The sequence below is a fragment of the Streptomyces sp. PA03-6a genome (genome assembly GCF_033792765.1).
Classification (GTDB): Bacteria; Actinomycetota; Actinomycetes; order Streptomycetales; family Streptomycetaceae; genus Actinacidiphila.
Window position 1 is genome coordinate 1 of record NZ_JARAVK010000186.1, and the last position, 18445, is coordinate 18445.

Genomic DNA, 18445 nt, shown 5'->3' on the forward strand with positions numbered 1-18445 from the left:
GGGTGGGGGAGAGCGCCCAATCCTCCAGCAGGGCGCGCAGGCCCGGGGCGTTCGTGGCGTCGACGCGGTAGGCGAAGCGCCGCGGGGGCTCGTCGGCGAGGACGGTCTCCTCGAAACGCACTCCTCCCCGGAGCCCGATCGTGCGGCCCGTGGCGGTCGGCACGGCGGCCGTGACGGCGCCGAACCACGCCGTCCAGCCCGCGGTGTCCTTGGCGAGCGCGGCGTGCACGGCGTCGGGCGGTGCCGTGACGTCGGCGGCGAAGACGAGACGCAGCGGCGCCGAGGCGAGGAAGCCCAGGTCCACCTGACGTGTGGGGCGCAGTCGGCGGGTCATGGGCCGTACGGTAGTTGAGGAACCGTCAGTTGTCTGCGGGACCCTCGCGCAGGGCGCCGCCCGGCTCGGCCTCCGCGGGCTCGCCGGCGACGATCAGGTCCGACAGGTGCTCGGCGATCTCCGCTCGGAGCACCTCGGGGATGCCCGCGTCGGTGACGAGGGTGTCCACGTCCTCCAGGGTGGCGAAGGAGCTCAGGCCCACGGTGCCCCACTTGGTGTGGTCGGCGATGACGACCACCCGGCGTGCGGAGCGGACGAAGCGCCGGTTGGTCTCCGCCTCGGCGAGGTTGGGGGTGGACAGGCCGGCCTCGACCGAGATGCCGTGGACGCCGAGGAAGAGCAGGTCGAAGTGGAGCGAGCCGATCGCCCGGTCCGCGACGGGGCCGACGAGGGAGTCCGAGGGGGTGCGCACACCGCCGGTGAGGACGACGGTCGCGGCGCCCTCGCGGCCGCCGCCCGCGCCGCGGGCCGCGGAGTGGAAGACGTCGGCGACGCGGACGGAGTTGGTGACCACGGTGAGGTCGGGCACGTCGAGGAGGTGCTGGGCCAGGGCGTACGTCGTCGTGCCGCCGGTGAGCGCGATGGCGCTGCCGGGGGTGACCAGGCGGGCGGCGGCGCGGGCGATGGCCTCCTTGGCCCCGAGTTCGAGGCCCGCCTTCGCCTCGAAGCCCGGCTCGTGGCTGCTGGCGGGGGCGACCGGCACGGCGCCGCCGTGGACCTTCTCGACCACGCCCTGACGGGCGAGCGCGTCGAGGTCGCGGCGGACGGTCATGTCCGACACGTTCAGCTTCCGGGTCAGCTCGTTGACCCGGACCCCGCCGCGGCGCCGGACCTCGTCCAGGATCAGCGCACGCCGCTGTTCCGCGAGCAGGTTCTGGTTGTCGCTCACCCGAGGTCCCGTCCCATCCTCTGATGTGATCCCGATGCTGCCCGGACCGGCAGTCTCGCCATCCTTCCACGACCGCCCCCGCCGGACGGGGGACGAAGGGCGCGGGGTGACCGGTCCCACACGTACCGCGTGTGACACGTTCGGGTGGCATTCGTGAACACCTCTGTCCAGTACTGGTACGTGTGCCCGATTCTGAATACGCGCGATGCCGTACGCGCGTCACGGGGAACGTACGGGGAGGCGATCGCGATGCGGTCGGATACGGTGAGGACGGAACTGGCGCTGGAGTTGCTGGTCCACGGCGTCGGCGGGACGACGCCGCAGACGATGCTCAACGACCCGCGCATCACGCGCGTCTGCGGTGACGACACCGCCGGGATCTACCGGCGTGCCGACGACGCCGACGCGGAGCGGCGTCCGCAGGAGTACGGCGAGGGCCCGGTGCCCGACGCCTACTCCTGGTGCAATCTGACGTCCGGGGACGGCAGTCGTGCGCTGTGGCTGCTCCTGCTGCCCTTCATGGTGGCCAACCTGGCCCACTGGATGCGGCCGCCGGTCTCCCGGCCGCGCCTGGACCGGGCGTACGACGTGCTGGTGCGGCTGCTGGCGCTGTCGCTGACGGTGCTGCTGGTGGCGGCGGCCTGCGAGGTCGCGATGGACCTGGTGGCCTGGCAGTGCGCGGGCAACGCGGCCTGCGCGGGCGGGAAGAGCTGGCTGTCGTTCCTCGCCGCCGGCGAGCCGGGGCGCCGGATCGCCGCCGGGGCCGCGCTGCCCGTCGGGCTGACCCTGTTGCTGTGGTGGCTCTCCCGGCGCACCTGGTACGCCTACGAGTCCCAGCGGCCCCTGCCGGGCCCCCATCCGCAAGAGCCGGAGGGGCCGGACGTCACGCCGCTGGCCCGGCGCGGCTTCTGGTACGGGCGGCGGCTGGTCGCCAGGCTCCGTGCGGCCCACACGGCGGCCGGGCTGCTCACGGTCGCGGTCGCCCTGGTCGTCCCGCCGCTCGAACGGGACATGGACGTCGGCGGGATCCGGATACTCGCTGCGGTCGGCTGGCTGCTGACGGGCGCCCTGGCCGGGTTGGCGGTCGCGGCGATCGCCGTGACCTGCGGCATGGGACGCAGCGAGCACGCGCCGGACGAGGCCCTGGACCCACGGCTCGCCCGGGCGATGCTGGGCGGTACGGCCGCCGCGCTGCTGGCCACGGCCGGATACGCCTGCTGGCACCGGCCGGGATGGAACGCCGGCGGGCGGCTGCCCGCAGGGGAGGCCTTCGGCTGGCTCGCCCTGGCACAGGGGTTGTTGCTCGTGGTGCTGGCATGCGTCGCCCATCTGATGCACCGCTCCGGTGACGGGCGGGCGGAGCTGCGAGGCCTCGGCGGGCCGGCGGTGGCCCTGCTCGCGTGCTCGCTCGGTGGGGTGCTCACCGGAGGGATCGCCCAGCGGGTCGCGGACTGGCTGGACCGCGGGGCCACGCCGGGCAGCGGGGACGGAGCCGTCGCCGGGCCGCCCGTGCTGCTGTCCTGGCAGGCATCGGCGATCCCGGTGCTGCTGTTGGTGCTGGCCGTGGTGGTCGTCGTGCGCGGCAGGAGGCTGCTGCGCCGGACGCGGGCGCTGGTGCCGAAGGTGGAGTCCGACTATCCGGGGGAGGAGCACGAGCCGGCGCGCAGCCGCCAGATCGCCCTGGCCCGCGCCAGGGCCGAACTCACCGATCAGGCCGCCTTGTTCATAGGGGTCATCGGGACGGTGGCCTTCCTGCTGGGCGCGGGGGCGCTCGCCGGGGCCTGGCTGAGCGGTGCCGTCCCCGGGCAGGCCGGGGCCGACCCGCCCGGATGGGTGGGCACGGTCGCGGAGACCGCCCAGGCGCTGGGCTCCTGGCTGGTCGGCGCCGGGGTGGTGGCCCTGATCGCGCTCGGCCGCAGGGCCTACCGCGACGCCGGGGCACGCCGCACCGTCGGCATCCTCTGGGACGTCGGCACCTTCTGGCCGCGCGCCGCGCACCCCTTCGCACCGCCCTGCTACGCCGAGCGCGCGGTGCCGGACCTGACCTGGCGCATGACGACCTGGACGCGGGCCCACCACGGCCGGATCATCCTCTCCGGGCACTCCCAGGGGAGCGTCCTGGCCGCGGCGGCGGTCTGGCAGCTGGATCCGGCGACCCGGGCGCGGATCGCCCTGCTCACCTACGGCTCGCCGCTGGGCCGGTTGTACGGGCGCTGGTTCCCCGCCTACTTCGGGCCCCCCGCGCTGACCTCGCTCCACGGCGAGCTGCACGCCTGGCGCAATCTGTGGCGGCGTACGGATCCGATCGGCGGGCCGGTGCACCTCGACGAGCCCGGGCCACCGGTCGACCGGGCGCCGCTGCCCGATCCTGCGGCGTACGGCAGGACGGAGGAACACCCGCTGCCCGCGCCCCTGCTGACCCACTTCGACTACCAGGCCGACCCGGCCTTCGCGGCCGAGCGCGGTGCGCTGCTGCGCTGGCTGTACCGCAACGTGGAGGGGGTGCTGCCCGGGCAGGGTCAGGGCAGCGGGGGAAGGTCCTCCGGGTAGAGCAACTGCAGCTCCTCGTGGCTGGGCTCGCTGATCCGGGCGAGCCGGCCCGCGTGGCGCTCGACCATGGCCTCGAAGGTCTGCCGCGCGGTGCGGCCGTTGCCGAAGGCCGGGCCCTTGGGGATCGCGGTGAAGTACTTGTAGAGCGCCTCGCCGGTGTCCTCGGAGAGCTGGTACTCGTGCTCCTCGGCCTGGGCCCGCACGATCCGCAGCAGCTCGACCGGGGTGTAGTCGTCGAAGGTGATGGTCCGCGAGAAGCGGGAGGCGACACCGGGGTTGGCGGACAGGAAGTGCTCCATCTCCGCGGTGTAGCCCGCGACGATCACCACGACCGCCTCGCGGTGGTCCTCCATCAGCTTCACCAGGGTGTCGATGGCCTCCCGGCCGAAGTCCCGGCCGGAGTCCTCGGGGGCCAGGGCGTACGCCTCGTCGATGAAGAGCACCCCGCCGCGGGCGCGTTCGAAGGCCTCCTGGGTGCGGATGGCGGTCGAGCCGATGTGCTCGCCCACCAGGTCGACGCGGGCCACCTCCACCAGGTGGCCGCGCTCCAACACGCCCAGGGTGGCCAGGATCTCGCCGTAGAGCCGTGCGACGGTCGTCTTGCCCGTGCCGGGGGAGCCGGTGAAGACCAGATGGCGGCGCGGGGAGGGGGCCTTGAGGCCGGCCTCGCGGCGTCTGCGGCCCACCGCGATCAGGTCGATCAGGGAGCGCACCTCGCGCTTGACGTTCTCCAGGCCCACCAGCGCGTCGAGTTCGGCCAGCACCTCGTCCGAGGGACGGGTGTCCCCGGCCGGGGCCGGGGCCGGGGCCGGCGCGGGCACGGCCGCGGGCCCTGAGGTGCTGGTCGGCGCCACGGGCAGTCCGCCGAGCAGCCCGAACGACGTGGGCGCGGGCTGCCGCTCGCCCGCCGGAGCCGGCACACCCGACGACGACTCCGGCACGGTGCGGCGCTCACCGCTCTGGTCCCCGGTGCAGTCCTCCGTCACCGGGCCCGGCTCCGCGAACTCGTAGCCGCCGCGCGCACAGCGCTCCGTGCGGCAGCGGGTGAGCGTGGAGCGGCAGCCGTCGATGATGTGGAAGCCGTAGCCCCGGCTGCCCGTGACCCGGCAGCCCGTGAAGGTCCCGCGGCCGCCCGCGGAGACGTAGAACCCGGCCTCGGCCGGGTTGGTCACGACACACCGTTCCAGCGTGGGATCGGCCCCCTTGGTGACGATGACCCCGGTCGCCGTGTCGTCGATGGTGCAGGCGGACAGCGTGCCGCCGCTGCCGTGGTCACGGAACCAGGCACCGGTGGAGGCCTCGCGGATGCGGCAGTCGTCGAGCTGCACGGTGGCGCCGTCGCTGACCGAGACCGCGGTGTTGCGGACCTGGGAGATGTCGCTGTCGACCACGTCGGCGCGCGAGCCCCGGTCGAGCACGAACAAGGCGTCGGGTACGTCGTGCAGGCGGCAGGAGTCGAGGACGGCGGCCGCCCCGTCGCTGACCCAGACCGCCGGGTAGTCCCCGTGGCTGTCGTGGATCTCGCACTGGTTGGCGTCCACCCGGGTGCCCGGGTCCCACACCGACAGGCCGTTGCGGCCGAAGCGCCGCACCGTGGTGCGGGTGAGGGTGAGCACCGAACGGGAGCGCAGGTCCACGGCGTTCTCGGGGATGTCGTGAATGTCGCAGTCGGAGAGGGTCAGGACGGCGTCGGTGTCCAGGGTGATGCCGTCGCCGGTGGTGCGGTGCACCTGGCACTCGGTGAGATGGCCGGCCGCGCGTGAGGCGACCTGTACACCGGTGCCCTTGACCTCGTACACCTCGCAGCCGACCGCCTCGGCCACGGTGCCCTCACCGGTGAGGGCGAGTCCCGCGCCGGACGCGTTGCGGACCCGGCAGCGTTCCAGCCGCGGGGAGGCTCCGCCGCGTACGGAGATGCCGGTCTGACCCGCGGCCACGACCTCGCAGTCCTCGAACAGCCCGCCCGCGGCCTCCAGGATGCTGATCCCGAGCCCGGCCGGGTTGTCGACGGTGCAGCGGCGCACGGTCGGCCGCGCCCCGTCGCGGACCTCTATGCCCACCGCGGACCGCGTGCTGACCCGCAGTCCGGTGAGTTCGGGTGCGGCGCCCTCGACGAGCAGCGCGGCGGCGGAGGTGTCCTGCCCCTCGACGGAGAGGTCCTGGACCGTCGCCGCGGCCCGTACGGTCAGCGCGACACCGGCCGGCGGGGCGATGCGGACGGAGCCCGGCCCTTCGGCGGCGCGGAGCGTTATGGCCTTCTCCACGACGAGGTTCTCCCGGTAGGTCCCGGGGTTGACCGAGAGCACGTCGCCCTCGGCGGCCGCCTCCAGGGCCGCGGCGAGGCTCTCGTACTCTCCTGTGCGGCGGCGCCACCGCGAGCTGCTGGTGTGCGTCACCTGAACCACGCCCTGTGCCATGGAGATGCTCTGCCCCGTCCTCTTGCACTGCGCCGACCTGGGGGCCTCAACGGTAGCGCGCGCCGGGCGCGCGCCAGCACCCGATGCTGATGGATCACCTGATGGAACCGGGCGGATGAGGCCGATTGCGGATGATCCGTGGCACCGGCGTACGTATCCGGCGTGGTCAGCCGCCCGCCCCGGCGCGGCCCCAGCTCTGCCCGGCCGCGGCCCACTCGCGCTCCCACTCCGCGAGCCTGCGGCGCATCAGCTGCCACATGAGCACCTGGCGCCCCATCAACCCCAGCACGCTCGCGGCGAGGAAGGTGCCGATCCCGGCGAGCATCGCATGCGTGGTGGCGGACCGGGCGTCCAGGGGCGCGGGCACGGGCACGGCACCGGACTTGTCGGTCCACATCGTGAGGTGGTCGCCCTTGTCGTGGGCGGCGGCCACGCGCACCTGGGCGGTGTGGACCTGCCCGTCCGGAGCGGTCCAGCGGACCACGGCGTCCCGGCGCTCCTCGCGGACGTGGCCGGACTCGGGGTCGGGGTCGGCGGCCTCGCGTGGCCCGGCCTTGAGCACCACGGCGCCGACCTCGATGCGGGTGGCGTGCTCGACGCCGACGGTGTGCTGGAGGGAGTGGTCCACGGCCAGCCCGGCGACCAGCCCCGCGGCCGGCGCCCCCAGGACGATGGCGCAGCCCGCCGCGACCCCCGCGCAGGCCTCGAACACGTCGGAACGGCGGCGCAGGCTGTTCTTCCGCCAACGCCACCACCGCACGTGCGTGGCCGCCATCGGGCCGCACCCCCTTCACCGTCCAAGTACCGCACATGGCACGGCACATGCGCGGCATGGACCGGGCGGGAGGGGGCCATCTCACGCCGGCACCCGTCCGGTGCCCGGACCGTGCCGCGGTCTCGGGACGCGTTCACTCCATACTCGACAACGCGTCTCCCACCCGGAGTGTTCCGGGTCGTACGGGCACGAGATTCTGTCCGAAAACCAGTCTGCCCCCGAATCTGCGGTGGCGCGCGAGGGTGCGCAGGGGTTCCCGGCCGCGAGCCGCGGTGCGCTGGTCCGTCGTCGTCACCACGCAACGCCCACAGGGCTTCACGACGCGGAATTCGACTTCCCCGATGCGGATCCGGGTCCAGGTGTCCTCGGCCCAGGGAGCGGTCCCCGCGATGACGGCGTTGGGACGGAAGCGGTCCATCGGAAGGGGGCCCTCGCCGGGGTGGTCGCCCGCGGCGATCAGCGCGTTGAGGGCGGCCAGCGAGGCCTCAGTCGTCACGAGCAGGGGGAAACCGTCGGCGAAGCTGACGGTCTCACCGGGGCGCGCGTAGTCCGGGTCGACCGGGCGGCGCCGGGCCGGGTCGTCGAGGTGGACGAGGGTGACCTCCGCGCCCAGGTACGTGCTGAACCAGGCGGCGGCCGCGTCTCCCGCGGGCACGGCCTCCACCTTGTCGCCCCATATGTGCACCGGGACCGTCGTGGACGGTCCCGGTGCGTCGATGTCCAGCGACGGCATCCCCGGGGCGGTGAGCAGCAGCCCACCACCGGGGGACGACTCCGCGCGTGCCAGGGCCAGCCGGGGCTGCTCCCGCTGCGTGACGCATCGTCCCGCAGCGTCGGCGAGCATCCACCGGCGGTCTCCGGCGAGCCCCCACGGCTCCACCAGTGCCTCGGACAACCGCTGTCCACCGAGCGACTTGACGGGGTGGACGTGCAGTGAGCTGAGGCGTGGTGTCGGCGTCGGAGTCGTCATTCCGCCATCGTGCCAGGCGGCGCGGTCACCCGTCGGCGGGGACCGGGCCGCCCGCCGGCGTCAGCCGGAGTAGTAGCCCTGGCCGAGGTTGCGCCGCTGGTACGGCTGCTCGTCGTAGCCGCTGGGCGCCACGGGGCGCGGCGGCACCGGACGCGGCGCGGCGGCGGGGCGCACCTGTTCGTAGCCGGCCGGGCCCTGGTACTGCTGCGGGGCCTGCTGCGCCTGGTACCCGCCGTTGAAGGCGGCGGGCCGGGGCGCGGTGGCCTGCTGCGGGATGTAGGGCGCCGGCGCCTGCTGCAGCTGGGGCTGCTGGTAGCCGGGCGCCGAGTAGCCGGAGTACGACGGCGTGCTCGGCGCGGAGGAGTACTGCGAGGGGCCGGGCGGCAGCGCGGGGAGCGCGGCCGGCAGGGCCGGGAGATTGCTGCCGGTGTCGTACGCGGACGGTACGCGGATCGGCGCGATCTGAGGGGTGCCCCGCTCTGCGACCAGGCTGTCGTAGATGGGGGTGTCGGGGAAGAACGGCGACGTGTAGTAGCCACCGCCGTAAGAACCGCGGGGGGAGGTCATAGCCCATAAGTTAAGCCCACGATGTGCTGGTTGGGGAGACCGATTAGCAGGTCATTTCATGTGCAGCGAGTGACGGCTGACCCCTATTGCGATCGAATCGGAGGAAATCGGTCCGTGGTCGCCGTTCGGATCGCGTAAAGGCGCTGGGCCTGGGGCGTTACCGCTCGTCACGCGGGAACACGGGCGCGGGGAAGCACCCGGCCGGGTGGTGCCGGAGGGTGACGGGACCGGCACTCTCGCGCACCAACAAGTCACCCGCACGAAGGAGGAACGCGGCGTTTCCGTGACTCCGGCGAACTTCGTCCCGGGAGGCCCCCGATATGCCACAGTGGGCCATGCGCGTCGCCATGCTTTTCGGGCAGAACCGGCCGGCGCGGCCGGAGGAATGGCACAAGGCCGCTGCGACCGTCGCCGACGTGGTCGACGTGGTGGCCGTCCGCGAGTTGACCCTGCCCGCCGTCCGTGGGCTCCCCTACGCCGGCCGCGACCCCGAGCGGCCGCACCACTACCAGGTCGCCGTCCCCCACGGCGGCGCCATGGCGCGCCGGGTCACCGCGGGCCGCGTCGAGGGCGTGCTCCGCCACGAAGCGGCCGAGTGCGGCCGGTTCGACCTCATCCACGGCCATGTGCCCGGCGCCGAGGGACTGCTGCCCCGGCTCGCACGGACCGCGGGGCTGCCCTACGTGCTGAGCGAGGACGACCCGTCCCTGCTCGGCCACCCCACGCGCCCGCTCCCGGGTCTTCCCGCGCGGCGGTCCCGCGCGCGGATCTACCGCGAGGCCGCCGCCGTCCTCGCGGTCAGCGACGCACTGCTGCTGCGGCTCGGGGAACTCCGCCTCCCGGGCCGGCACCGCCTCGTCCCGCACCCGGTCGGCCCCGAGGCACTGCCGCCGGTGCCCGCCCGTACCCGGATCAGCCAGGACCCGGTGCGGGTGGCGGCCGCCGGGCGCTTCGAGGCGCACGAGGGCTGGGAGGTGCTGGTGCGCGCCTTCGCCGGCGCCCGGGTCAAGGACCCGCGGCTACGGCTGGACGTCATCGCCGAGGGGTCCGCCGAACTCCCCGGCGACGTGCGTGAGCTGATACGCACGTGCGGAGTGGCCCACTTCGTCACGGTGCGCCGGGCCCGCGGCCGCGCCGAGGCGCTGCACACCGTCGCGCACGCCGACCTCTTCCTCGTGGCGAGCCATGTGGAGAGCTTCTGCGTGCGCGCCCTGGACGCGCTCTGCTGCGGCACCCCCGTCGTCGGCACCCGCACCGGAGCGCTCCCCGAACTCGTCGGGCACGACGGCGGGGTGCTCGTCCCGCCCGGTGACGCCCCCGCACTCGGCCGGGCGCTGGTGGAGGCCGCCGCCCGGCTGTCCGCGCGCCGTCCCGCGGCCCTCGCCGACCGCACCCGGCGCCGCTACGGCACGTCAGCCGTCGGCGCCCGGCTCGCCGTGGTCTACGCCGAGGCGTCGTCGGGCCGCGGCCGCGCGTAGGTGCGGCCCTTCCACGCGGCCCCACGGCCGCGGCCGTGCTGCACCGCCGAGTCGACCGTCATCAGCAGGTAGAGGACGGCCGTGAACGGCAGCAGCAGCGCCGGCCACGGCGGCAGCCGGTAGTAGCGGAGCATCGGCAGGTAGGTACCGCACATCAGGGCCCACGCCGCCGCGCCCGCCGCGCACAGCGGGCGGTCACCGGTGACCGCCCCGCCGATCGTGGCGAGCGGCGGGAGCACGTACACCAGCAGCAGGCCGAGCACCGTGCCGGCGAGGAGGACCGCGCTGTGCCGCAGCTGCGCGTACGCGCTGCGCGAGACCATCCGCCACAGCTCGGCGAGGCCGGGGTAGGGGCGGACGCTGTCGACCTCCTCGGCCAGGCCCAGCCAGATCCGCCCGCCGGACCGCTTGACGGCGCGGGCCAGCGCCACGTCGTCGATCACCGCGTGCCGGATCGTGTCGGGCACGCCCGCCCGCTCCACCGCCGTGCGGCGGATCAGCACGCATCCGCCGGCGGCCGCGGCGGTCCTGGCCCGCGGCCGGTTCACCCGGCGGAACGGGTACAGCTGCGCGAAGAAGTAGACGAAGGCGGGGACGATCAACCGCTCCCAGGTCGTGGCGACCCGCAGCCGGGCCATCTGCGACACCATGTCCAGGTCGCCCGCCTGCGCCGCGGCCACCAGGTGGCGCAGCGATTCGGGGCCGTGTGCGATGTCGGCGTCCGTCAGCAGCAGGAACTCCGGGCCGCCGGACGCGGTGGCCACCTCGATGCCGTGGCGCACCGCCCACAGTTTCCCCGTCCAGCCCTCCGGGACGGGCCCCGGCGCGATCACGCGCAACGGCAGCCCGTCCACCCGGCCCGCCAGCGCACGGGCCAGTTCCCCGGTGCCGTCGCTGCTGCCGTCGTCCACCAGGACCACCTCGGCGCGTCCCGGGTAGCGCTGCGCCAGGACGCTCGGCAGGCTCCGCGGCAGCACCTCCGCCTCGTCCCGCGCCGGGACGACCACCGCCACGTCCGGCCACTCCCGTGGCTCCGCCGCGACGGCAGGCAGCCGCACGTCCGTCCGCCAGAACGACCCCTGCGCCAGCAGCAGCCACACCCACGACAGCAACGACACCATGGTCACCCACGTCAGCCACGTCACCCCCGCAGTCTGCCGCCGTCGCCCTCCCGCGTGCGTCATTTCCCCCGGTACGGCCGCAGAGCGGGCCGACAATCGCATCGCGTAGGGTTGTCCCCCGTGAAGATCGCGCTGATGGACTCCGGTATCGGCCTGCTCGCCGCGGCCGCGGCCATCCGCCGGCTGCGGCCGGACGCGGACCTGGTGCTCTCCAGCGACCCCGACGGCATGCCCTGGGGTCCGCGCACCCCCGAGGACGTCACCGCGCACGCCCTGGCCTGCGCCCTCGCCGCTGCCGAGCACCGCCCGGAAGCGCTGATCGTGGCCTGCAACACCGCCTCGGTGCACGCCCTGCCCGCGCTGCGCGCGGCGCTCGAACCCGGCATCCCGGTCGTCGGCACCGTTCCGGCGATCAAGCCCGCCGCGGCCGGGGCCGGCAAGGTCGCGATCTGGGCGACCCCGGCGACCACCGGGAGCCCCTACCAGCGCGGGCTGATCGAGGAATTCGGCAACGGCGCCGAGATCACCGAGGTGCCGTGTCCCGGCCTCGCCGACGCCGTCGACCGGGCCGACGAGGCCGCGACGGCCACCGCCATCGCCGCCGCGGCCGCGCTCACCCCCTCCGACGTGGAGGCGGTCGTCCTCGGCTGCACCCACTACGAGCTGGTCGCCGACCGCATCCGGTCCGCCCTGGCCGGTCCCGCCCGCTTGTACGGCTCGGCGGACGCCGTCGCCGCCCAGACCCTGCGGCGGATCGGCGCCGAGCCGCGCCCGGACGCGGCGTCCACCGGGAGCCTCGCGGTGATCCTCAGCGGACGGGCGGGCGCCGTCACGCCCGAGGCGCTGGCCTACGCCGAGGGCCGCTCCCTCGACGCCCGAGTGACCCCCGCCGCGGCCGAGGCGCGCTGACACCGCCCGGACGCGCCCCCGGCGCCCCCGGGCGGCGTCCCCCTATTTCCCCTCCGTGGAACGGTGCCAACTCGTCGTGGGATGAGTAGGCTGCGGACTATGACGGACGCGCAGCGTGACGACGCGCGTACATCCCAGGTGTGGACCGGCCACGCGAGCAACCGCTTCCAGTGGCTGCTGGCGGCCGCGGGAGCGGCCTGCATGGCGCTCGGCATCGAGCTCGCCGTGGCCTCGCCCTACACCTCGGGCACGGTGCCGCTGGTCATGTCGGTCGTGGGCTGCATCGCGGCGGGGCTGCTGGTGCTGTTCGGAACGGTCGCGTTCACGCACGTCCGCGTGAACGTGGACCGCGAGGGGCTCCAGGTGCTCTGCGGCCACATCGGCGTGCCCCGCCGGCGGTTCCGGTGGGAGGAGATCAACGACGCGCACGTCGCCCCCGTCGTCAGCCCACGCCACTGGGGCGGCTGGGGCTACCGCTGGCGGCCGGAACAGGGCACCGCGGTCGTGGTCCGCCGCGGGCCCGGTGTCGTCATCGACCTCGGCAACGGCCGGCACTTCACCGTCACCGTGGACGACGCCGAGGGCGCCGTCCGGGCCATCCGCAGCCGGCTGAGCCTGCGCCCGTAGCCGCCGGGGCGCAGGCCGCGCCCGTGGCCACCGAGGGCCCGGGCGCGGCCTTCCACGGCCGGCGCGTGGCTACGACCAGCGCGCCGTCACCCGTCCGGTTCCCGCGGCGCACGTCAGGAGCACGCCCAGCCCGGTGCGCTCGGCCGACGTGGCGCCCTCGGCCCCGTCCGTGTCGTCCGCGCCGACGAGCAGGACGTTCCACGGCGTGGCCGGCGGGCGCTCGCCCCGGGCCTCGACCGTGACCGTGTCACCCGTACGGCTCACCCGGAAGACTGCGGCCGCCGTGCCGTCCGGTGCGGGCACGGTGGTGGTCGTCTCGCCGCCGTCGGCCGGGGCGTGCACCCGCAGGGTGACGCCGTCGGCCCAGTCGTACTCCGGGCCCTCCTCGAAGGCGCCGAACGGCACGACCGAGCCGGGCCTCGCCAGCAGCGGGAGCGTGTCGAAACCGTGCGTCTCGCGCCGCCAGCCCGGTCCCTCGACGCGCTCGCCGGTCAGCAGGTGCGTCCAGGTGCCGGCCGGGACGTAGTACTCGACCTCGCCGTCCGCGCTGAGGACCGGAGCGACCAGCACGTCGTCGCCGAGCATGTACTGCCGGTCGAGGTGGTGGCAGGCCGGGTCGTCGGGGAACTCCAGCACCATCGCGCGCATCATCGGCGTGCCCTGGTCACGGGCCTGCAGTGCGGCCCGGTACAGGTACGGCATGAGGCGGTTCTTCAGCCGGGTGAAGTCGCGGGTGACGGCGACGGCCTCGTCGCCGAACTCCCAGGGCACGCGGTAGGACCTGCTGCCGTGCAGCCGGCTGTGCGAGGACAGCAGGCCGAACTGCACCCAGCGCTTGAACAGCGCCGGGTCCGGCGTCCCCTCGAAGCCGCCGATGTCGTGGCTCCAGAAGCCGAAGCCCGACAGGCCGAGCGACAGACCACCGCGCAGGCTGTCCGCCATCGCCGTGAACGTCGACTCGCAGTCTCCGCCCCAGTGCACCGGGAACTGCTGCCCGCCCGCGGTGGCGGAGCGGGCGAAGAGCACCGCCTCGCCCTCGCCGCGCTCCTCGCGCAGCAGGTCGAAGACGACCTGGTTGTACAGCTGCGCGTAGTAGTTGTGCATGCGCTCCGGGTCGGAGCCGTCGTGCCACACCACGTCGACCGGGATGCGCTCGCCGAAGTCGGTCTTGAAGACGTCGACGCCCTGCCGCAGCAGCGCGCGCAGCTTCTCCGCGTACCAGGCGCGGGCCGCGGGGTTGGTGAAGTCGACCAGCGCCATCCCCGGCTGCCACAGGTCCCACTGCCACACGTCGCCGTTCGGCCGCAGGACGAGGTGGCCCTCGCGCATGCCCTCCGCGAAGAGCGCGGACTTCTGCGCGATGTACGGGTTGATCCAGGCGGAGACGCGCAGCCCGCGCTCCTTGAGCCGGGCGAGCATGCCCTCGGGGTCGGGGAAGACCTCCGCGTCCCAGGTGAAGTCGCTCCACTGGTACTCGCGCATCCAGAAGCAGTCGAAGTGGAAGACGCTCAGCGGGATCCCGCGGTCCGCCATCCCCTGCACGAAGTGGCTGACGGTCGCCTCGTCGTAGGAGGTGGTGAAGGAGGTCGACAGCCACAGGCCGAACGACCAGGCCGGCGGCAGCGCGGGGCGGCCGGTGAGGGCCGTGTAGCGGGCCAGGATCTCCTTCGGGGTGGACCCGTGGACGACGAAGTACTCCAGCGACTGGTCCTCGACGCTGAACTGCACCTGGTCGACCACCTCGGAGCCGACCTCGTACGAGACCTTGCCGGGGTGGTTGACGAAGACGCCGTAGCCGCGGTTGGTGAGGTGGAACGGGACGTTCTTGTAGGCCTGCTCGCTGGCCGTGCCGCCGTCCGCCTGCCAGATGTCCACGGTCTGGCCGTTCTTCACGAACGGGGTGAAGCGCTCGCCCAGGCCGTACACCAGCTCACCGACCCCGAGCGACAGCTGGGCCACCATGAAGTGCCGGTCGTCCGCGTCGGTGACGAAGCCCGTGCCGCGGGCGCCGGCCGAGGTGAGGACGCGGCCGCCCGCGGTGAAGTCCAGCCGCCAGGGGGCGGAGGTGTCGACGCGCAGCGTCAGTTCGCCCGAGGTCAGCTCGAGCACCGAGCCGTCGCGGGCGGTCTTCCCCGTGCCGCCGTCCCCGGCGCCGGCCAGGCCGAACTCCGGGCCGCGGCGGGCCGTCCCGGCGTGGTGGGTGGTGCGCACGCCGATCACGCCCTCGGCGGGGGACCAGCACTCGACCGCCAGCAGCGGGCTGTTGAGCGTGTCGCCGCGCTGCCGCACCGGCTTCACCGGCGCGTGCAGGACGATCCGGTCGTCCGCGACCGAGGCGTCGGCGACGGAGGTCGCGTACTTCGCCGTGACGCCCGGGCGCATCATCCAGAAGCCGTCGGTGAACTTCACGACCGCTCCTGCCGTCCCGCCCGGTGGGCGCCGATCAGGTCCCGGTACCAGCCGTAACTGGCCTTGGGCGTGCGCTTGGCGCCGTTGTCGTAGTCGACGTGCACGATGCCGAAGCGCTGGCCGTAGCCCCGGGCCCACTCGAAGTTGTCCAGCAGCGACCAGACGTAGTAGCCGCGCACGTCCACACCCGCGTCCATCGCGGCGACGAGCGCGTGGAGGTGGTCGCGGAGGTAGGCCACGCGGTCGGCGTCGTCGACGCGGCCGTCGGCGGAGAGGACGTCGGCCTCGGCCGAGCCGTTCTCCGTGATGAAGGCGGGCGGCAGGGACGGGTAGCGCTCCTTGAGCTCCAGCAGCAGCGCCGTGAAGGACTCGGGCACGACGGGCCAGCCCATGGTGGTGTGCCGCGTCCCGTACGGGTCGGTCTCCCGCACACCGATGTCGACGGCGGTACGGCGGGCCGGGTCGGCCTCGCGGTGCGGGGCGTCGGTGACGGTGAGGGGGCGGTAGAAGTTGAGGCCCACGAAGTCCAGCGGGGCTCCGATGACCTCGAGGTCGCCCTCGCGGCGGTACGAGCCGTCGGCGAGCGCGCCCCAGGTCTCGGCCTCGCCGGTGGGGTAGCGGCCCGAGAACAGCGGCTCGGTCCACGTGTCGTTGTGCAGCGTCACGGCCCGGCGCAGCGCGGCCTGGTCCGCGGCGGAGTCGCTCGCCGCCTCGATGCGGTCGAGGTTGAGGGTGATGCCGACCTCGCGGGCGCCCGCCTCGCGCAGGGCGCGCACGGCCAGGCCGTGGGCGAGCAGCAGGTGGTGGGCGGCGGCCAGCGCGCCGGTGCCCTCCTGCGCGCCGGGGGCGTGCCGGCCCTCGGCGTAGCCGACGAAGGCCGAGCAGTAGGGCTCGTTGAGGGTGATCCAGCGCTCGACGCGGTCCCCGAGCCGCTCGGCGACGGCGGTCGTGTACGCGGCGAAGGCCTCGGCCGTCGCGCGGTTGCGCCAGCCGCCCTCGTCCTCCAGGGCCTGCGGGAGGTCCCAGTGGTAGAGGGTCACAGCGGGGGAGATGCCGGCGGCGAGCAGGTCGTCGGTGAGGCGGTCGTAGAAGTCCAGGCCCCTGCCGTTGACCGCGCCGCGGCCCTGCGGGACGACGCGCGGCCAGGCGACGGAGAAGCGGTAGGAGTCGACGCCCAGGTCGGAGAGGAGGCGTACGTCCTCGGCGTGCCGGTGGTAGTGGTCGCAGGCCACGTCACCGGTGGCGCCCTCGGCGGTGCGGCCAGGGGTGTGGCTGAAGGTGTCCCAGATGGACGGCCCGCGGCCGTCCTCGTCGTGGGCACCCTCGATCTGGTACGCGGCGGTGGCGGCGCCGAAACGGAAACCGGGCGGGAAGACCGGGAAATCGGTGGGCATGGGGAGTGCTCCCTGGCTGGTGAGTGGCGGGTACGTGGAACGGGACGGTGGGAACGGCGGACGGAGGGCGCCGGGTTCAGGTGCCGGTTCAGGTGCCGGATTCAGGCGCCGGCCGTGCGCGGGCGGGGCGGGGCGATCAGCGGGCCCGGCACGAGCACCGGGGGGATCAGCCGGTGCCCCGGCGGCATGGGGGACGTGCCCTGCGCGTGGGCGGCGATGGCCTCCACGGCGAGCCGGGTCACCTCGGCGGACATCGCGGGGACGGGCAGTTCGATGCGCGGCAGGTCCTGACCGCCCACGTCGTCGGGGAGGTTGCCGACCGCCACGACCGCCAGGTCCTCTGGCACCCGCAGTCCCTCCGCCGCCACGGCGGCGAGGACGTGTGGGAGCGCCGCCACGTGCTGCACCACCAGGGCGGTGGGCGGGCGTTCGCCGTGCAGCAGGGTGCCGATGCGCCGCGCGAGCCGGGCCATGTCCCCGGTCGACTGGTGCACGCGCACGTCGGCCCCGGTCTCCGGCGCCGCGCGGCGGGCACCGGCCACGCCCCGGATCGCGTAGCCGCGCCGGGCCTGGATCTCGCGCTCGGTGGTGGCCAGGTACGCGATGTCCCGGTGGCCGGCGGCGGCGACCTCGTGGACGGCGAGGGCGGCGGCCGCCTCCCAGTCCAGATCGGTCCACGGCAGCGTGGCGTCGTCGGCGGACCGCCCCAGCAGCGCCGTGGGGAAGCCGAGTTCGAGCATGGCCGCGATGCGCGGATCCTCCATCTCGACGGCCATCAGGATCGCGGCGTCCGCCTGGCCGCCGCGCGCGATGCGGCGCAGCCCCGGCACGCCCTCCCGCGCGGTCATGAGCAGGACGTCGTAACCGTGGGCGCGGGCCGCGTCGCTGATGTAGATGGCGAATTGCCCGTCGACCGCCCGGTAGCCGCCCGCCACGCGGGGGAAGGCCAGCGCCAGCACGTTGGTGCGCGCGCTGCGCAGCGTGCGGGCGCTCGCGCGCGGGTGGTACCCGAGCTCGTCGATCGCCTGCTGCACGGTGCGGCGGGTGTCCTCGGAGATCTTGCGCGAGCCGCTCAGCACGTATGACACGGTGCTCGGCGCGACCCCGGCGCGCTCGGCGACGTCCTTGATCGTGGTCATGCGGCTCCTTCGCGGCCCGTGTGCCGGTTGTCGAATCGATTCGTCGAATCGATTCGACCGATGCGGAACACGATGCTATGTCGGCCTCCCGGGGTGAGGCAATGGCCCTCGACCCGTGGCGGCGGTGTGTGACGCATGCCGCGCGCCGGGCAGGGCCGGTGCGGGCGGCACGGGCGGGCCGCCGGGAGGGGGTCCGGTGCGGACGAGGCAACGGCGGTACTGCTGGGCGCCGCGGTCGGCGCGTTCGGTTCGGTGGTCACCGGCGGCTTCGCCTGGGCGGCGGTGCGGTGGCAGCTCGTACGGCAGAGGGACCTCGAGGACCGGCGCCGGCAGCGGCAGAACCGTCGCGACGCCTATGTGACGTTCACGGCCGCCTGCCGTGCCGCCACCCGGGAACTCGCCTCGGCGGTCGACCATCGCGCCGCCCACCCCGACGACCCCGTGGACAACCTGGTCGCCGCCTGGCAGGCCCTCGTACCGATGGACGCCGCACTCGCCGCGGTCCGGCTGGAGGCACCGGAGGCGGTCATGGACGCCGCGGGAGGACTTGCTCACGCCGTCAGCGCGCTGTTCGAGGCCGCCTACCCGTTGCGATCCGGCAGCGGCGTCGACGACATCCGTGCGGCTGTCCGGCCGGCCATGGAGGGGTTCGCCGTGGCCAACCGGCGGTTCGCCGACGTCGCGCGCGGACGTCACGGGGGCGGCGAGGTGAGTCAGGGGGGTACGTGCCGCGCCGCTGCGGGGCCCTTGCGCCGACGTCGCGGGCCTCCCGAGCTCGGGTTGCAAGCAGTGGAGGCGGGCATGGGGCGTGCCGCCTGCCGACGCTGCGCCGACGCCGCGCGCGGACATGGCGAGGCGGCACGCCC

The 18445-nt window shown here is 74.4% G+C and carries 15 protein-coding genes; 5 read left to right on the forward strand and 10 right to left on the reverse strand.

Annotated elements, in window-relative coordinates; all coding sequences use genetic code 11:
* On the reverse strand, window positions 1-334 hold a 334-nt coding region (locus PV350_RS33290; protein WP_500337385.1), incomplete at its 3' end, for an SRPBCC family protein.
* 25 nt (window positions 335-359) lie between these two features.
* Window positions 360-1223 (reverse strand): DeoR/GlpR family DNA-binding transcription regulator, encoded by an 864-nt coding sequence (locus PV350_RS33295; protein ID WP_499510688.1) that lies wholly within the window; start codon window positions 1221-1223, stop codon window positions 360-362.
* 249 nt (window positions 1224-1472) lie between these two features.
* Here PV350_RS33295 and PV350_RS33300 point away from each other — a divergent pair, with 249 nt between their 5' ends.
* The gene (locus PV350_RS33300; RefSeq protein WP_500337386.1) at window positions 1473-3773 is read left to right on the forward strand and encodes a hypothetical protein; all 2301 of its coding nucleotides are present in this window, start codon (window positions 1473-1475) and stop codon (window positions 3771-3773) included.
* Here PV350_RS33300 and PV350_RS33305 read toward each other — a convergent pair.
* From PV350_RS33305 to PV350_RS33320, 4 genes are all read right to left on the reverse strand, one after another.
* Window positions 3743-6190, reverse strand: coding sequence for a right-handed parallel beta-helix repeat-containing protein (locus PV350_RS33305; protein WP_499510686.1), 2448 nt, complete (start codon window positions 6188-6190; stop codon window positions 3743-3745). The two genes, PV350_RS33300 and PV350_RS33305, sit on opposite strands and share 31 nt — an antisense overlap.
* A 166-nt stretch (window positions 6191-6356) precedes the next feature.
* A complete protein-coding gene (locus PV350_RS33310; RefSeq protein ID WP_499510685.1) occupies window positions 6357-6965 on the reverse strand; it encodes an Rv1733c family protein in 609 nt (202 codons plus the stop codon).
* Window positions 6966-7098: 133 nt separating this feature from the next.
* The gene (locus PV350_RS33315; protein WP_500337387.1) at window positions 7099-7935 is read right to left on the reverse strand and encodes an MOSC domain-containing protein; all 837 of its coding nucleotides are present in this window, start codon (window positions 7933-7935) and stop codon (window positions 7099-7101) included.
* Between the two features lie 60 nt (window positions 7936-7995).
* Window positions 7996-8502 carry a DUF6643 family protein gene (locus tag PV350_RS33320; RefSeq protein WP_499510683.1) on the reverse strand — a complete coding sequence of 169 codons (507 nt, stop codon included), beginning with the start codon at window positions 8500-8502 and terminating at the stop codon, window positions 7996-7998.
* Window positions 8503-8822: 320 nt separating this feature from the next.
* On the opposite strand from PV350_RS33320, the gene PV350_RS33325 reads away from it, so the two are divergent.
* Window positions 8823-9980: a glycosyltransferase gene (locus tag PV350_RS33325; protein ID WP_500337388.1), complete on the forward strand. Its 1158-nt coding sequence runs from the start codon at window positions 8823-8825 to the stop codon at window positions 9978-9980.
* Here PV350_RS33325 and PV350_RS33330 read toward each other — a convergent pair.
* On the reverse strand, window positions 9944-11101 hold the full coding sequence (locus PV350_RS33330) for a glycosyltransferase (RefSeq protein ID WP_500337394.1): 1158 nt from the start codon (window positions 11099-11101) through the stop codon (window positions 9944-9946). The two genes, PV350_RS33325 and PV350_RS33330, sit on opposite strands and share 37 nt — an antisense overlap.
* A gap of 120 nt (window positions 11102-11221) precedes the next feature.
* Here PV350_RS33330 and PV350_RS33335 point away from each other — a divergent pair, with 120 nt between their 5' ends.
* Both PV350_RS33335 and PV350_RS33340 read left to right on the forward strand, forming a co-directional pair.
* On the forward strand, window positions 11222-12010 hold the full coding sequence (locus PV350_RS33335; protein WP_500337389.1) for a glutamate racemase: 789 nt from the start codon (window positions 11222-11224) through the stop codon (window positions 12008-12010).
* A 99-nt stretch (window positions 12011-12109) separates the two neighbouring features.
* Complete coding sequence (locus PV350_RS33340; RefSeq protein ID WP_500337390.1) at window positions 12110-12637, forward strand: hypothetical protein; 528 nt, start codon at window positions 12110-12112, stop codon at window positions 12635-12637.
* A 69-nt stretch (window positions 12638-12706) separates the two neighbouring features.
* Here PV350_RS33340 and yicI read toward each other — a convergent pair whose 3' ends face one another.
* From yicI to PV350_RS33355, 3 genes are all read right to left on the reverse strand, one after another.
* Entirely contained in the window at window positions 12707-15046 is a 2340-nt protein-coding gene (gene yicI / locus PV350_RS33345; RefSeq protein WP_499510679.1) for an alpha-xylosidase, read from the reverse strand.
* Window positions 15043-16440 carry a GH1 family beta-glucosidase gene (locus PV350_RS33350; RefSeq protein WP_500337391.1) on the reverse strand — a complete coding sequence of 466 codons (1398 nt, stop codon included), beginning with the start codon at window positions 16438-16440 and terminating at the stop codon, window positions 15043-15045. Before PV350_RS33350 ends, yicI begins: the two co-directional genes overlap by 4 nt.
* A gap of 101 nt (window positions 16441-16541) precedes the next feature.
* Window positions 16542-17579, reverse strand: coding sequence for a LacI family DNA-binding transcriptional regulator (locus PV350_RS33355; RefSeq protein WP_500337392.1), 1038 nt, complete (start codon window positions 17577-17579; stop codon window positions 16542-16544).
* A 135-nt stretch (window positions 17580-17714) separates the two neighbouring features.
* Here PV350_RS33355 and PV350_RS33360 point away from each other — a divergent pair.
* The coding region (locus PV350_RS33360; protein WP_500337393.1) for a hypothetical protein at window positions 17715-18445 on the forward strand (731 nt) is incomplete at its 3' end.

Bases quoted from the DNA above. Each gene is read 5' to 3' on its own strand.
- PV350_RS33320 (WP_499510683.1), bottom strand. From the start codon at position 8,502: ATGACCTCCCCCCGCGGTTCTTACGGCGGTGGCTACTACACGTCGCCG.
- PV350_RS33355 (WP_500337392.1), bottom strand. From the start codon at position 17,579: ATGACCACGATCAAGGACGTCGCCGAGCGCGCCGGGGTCGCGCCGAGC.
- PV350_RS33305 (WP_499510686.1), bottom strand. From the start codon at position 6,190: ATGGCACAGGGCGTGGTTCAGGTGACGCACACCAGCAGCTCGCGGTGG.
- PV350_RS33330 (WP_500337394.1), bottom strand. From the start codon at position 11,101: ATGGTGTCGTTGCTGTCGTGGGTGTGGCTGCTGCTGGCGCAGGGGTCG.
- PV350_RS33350 (WP_500337391.1), bottom strand. From the start codon at position 16,440: ATGCCCACCGATTTCCCGGTCTTCCCGCCCGGTTTCCGTTTCGGCGCC.
- PV350_RS33340 (WP_500337390.1), top strand. From the start codon at position 12,110: ATGACGGACGCGCAGCGTGACGACGCGCGTACATCCCAGGTGTGGACC.
- PV350_RS33300 (WP_500337386.1), top strand. From the start codon at position 1,473: ATGCGGTCGGATACGGTGAGGACGGAACTGGCGCTGGAGTTGCTGGTC.
- PV350_RS33310 (WP_499510685.1), bottom strand. From the start codon at position 6,965: ATGGCGGCCACGCACGTGCGGTGGTGGCGTTGGCGGAAGAACAGCCTG.
- PV350_RS33315 (WP_500337387.1), bottom strand. From the start codon at position 7,935: ATGACGACTCCGACGCCGACACCACGCCTCAGCTCACTGCACGTCCAC.
- PV350_RS33325 (WP_500337388.1), top strand. From the start codon at position 8,823: ATGCCACAGTGGGCCATGCGCGTCGCCATGCTTTTCGGGCAGAACCGG.